The sequence below is a fragment of the Paracoccus yeei ATCC BAA-599 genome, from assembly GCF_000622145.1.
Taxonomy (GTDB): domain Bacteria; phylum Pseudomonadota; class Alphaproteobacteria; order Rhodobacterales; family Rhodobacteraceae; genus Paracoccus; species Paracoccus yeei.
On record NZ_JHWH01000067.1, the window covers coordinates 1 to 1,611 of the forward strand.

General features: G+C 64.6%; 1 protein-coding gene. It reads right to left on the reverse strand.

Going from position 1 to position 1,611, the window contains the following annotated elements:
- Positions 1-550: 550 nt before the first annotated feature.
- The coding region (gene mobQ / locus BU28_RS26145) for a MobQ family relaxase (protein ID WP_081791459.1) at positions 551-1,611 on the reverse strand (1,061 nt) is incomplete at its 5' end.

Genomic DNA, 1,611 nt, shown 5'->3' on the forward strand with positions numbered 1-1,611 from the left:
GCGCGGGACAGTTGTGTAGCCATCATTGTTCTTCCGGCGCCAAAGAATGCGTGGATCAACCCCTGGGAAATGAAGGTCCATCTGCTGCTGAGCACGCTCTGACATCTTGAGGCGCTTGTTAGTTGCTTGTCGTCCGTTTGCCATCGTTAGCCCTGCCGTCTTCGTAGCCTCAACATGAAGATAAAGCGCCTGCCAAGCAAACCGTGCTACAGCCGACTTAGCGGCATTGAAATCATCCAATAGGCCAATTCGCAATATCTAAGTTCGGAGATTTATACGTCGTTAGCTGAGCTAAATCTCGCTATATAGCGCATTAGGTTCGAACTTTTCCGTTTTATATCAGTTCTATTCGCGCTCCTGCGGTGCTCCCGTGCTTGTGTGCTTACGTGCTCTGCGTCTTCACCGTTCTCCTGGGGAATTGCAAAAGGGGGGTGGCAGCCCTCGGCCGCAGACACTGCACCTGGTGCGCAGCACCATGTCCTTGGCCGCCTCAAAGGTATCGAAGGCCACAGCGGCAGCGGAGAATTGCACGGCCTGGATGCTGGCCGGATTAGTGGGAAAGCCCGCTGTCCCGGTCATGGTCACGCTCTTCCCGCTCCCGCAACCGTTCCTGTTCCTTGAGACGTTCGGCCTCCTGAACCTGCTGGCGCTCCTCGGCCTGACGATCCTGCTGCAGCCCGGTAGCGCGCCCCGCCAGCGCATCACGATCGATCCCCTGCGCCGCCTCCCGCATCCGCTCGGCAAGGCTGCGAGCAGGATTCAAGGTTTGACCCCGCTCAGGCTGGTACTCGCGCTGACCTTGGCGGGCCTCCCATGCCGCGCGCAACCGGGCCGCAAGGTCCTGTCGCTCATTGGCACTGTCGCCTGAGGCTATACCCCCGGCATGGGACAGCCCCCGCTCCGGTGCAAGGCGTTCCGCAGCCCGTTCCAGCCAGGAACGTGCTTTATCGGCCAGCTCCTGCGCCACGCGGGCCACCTCGGCGGCTTGTGCCTTCACCTCGCGCCAGACCTGCACCGCCGCGACCTCGATGCCGCGCTCCTTCATCTGCCACGCCCCGGCGGAAAGCTGCGGCAGGGGCTGACGGTCCAGCGAGACGGCCCGGACTGTCTCGCGCAGGGCCTCGGCCTCGTCGCCGCGCTCACGGGCCTCCAGGGCGCACTCCTGGGCCTCGATGCGCTGCGCCTCCAGCGTCCGGTGATCCACGCGCTCATGGGCACCGCAACGCTCAAGGGCGCGGTTGGTGTCCTGCGCCCAGGCCTCCCGCCAGCCCTCCAAGAGCTCCTTGGCGTTCCAGTCGCGGTTCTTGGTGGTGAACCCCTCCGGGCCGATCTCGCGGGTGGTCAGCAGGATATGGGCATGGTGGTTGCGCTCGTCGCCCTCACGGCCGGGCGCGTGCAGGGCGATATCCGCCACCATGCCACGGTTCACGAATTCGCGCTGGCAGAACTCGCGGACGAGCTCGACGCGCTGCGCATGGTCCAGCTCATGCGGCAGCGCCACGCGGATCTCGCGGGCGACCTGGCTGTTCTTGCGCGTCTCGGTCGCCTCCACCGCGTTCCACAGCGCCGCCCGGTCCTGCACCCAATCGGGCGCGTCCTCAGGGGCGAGGG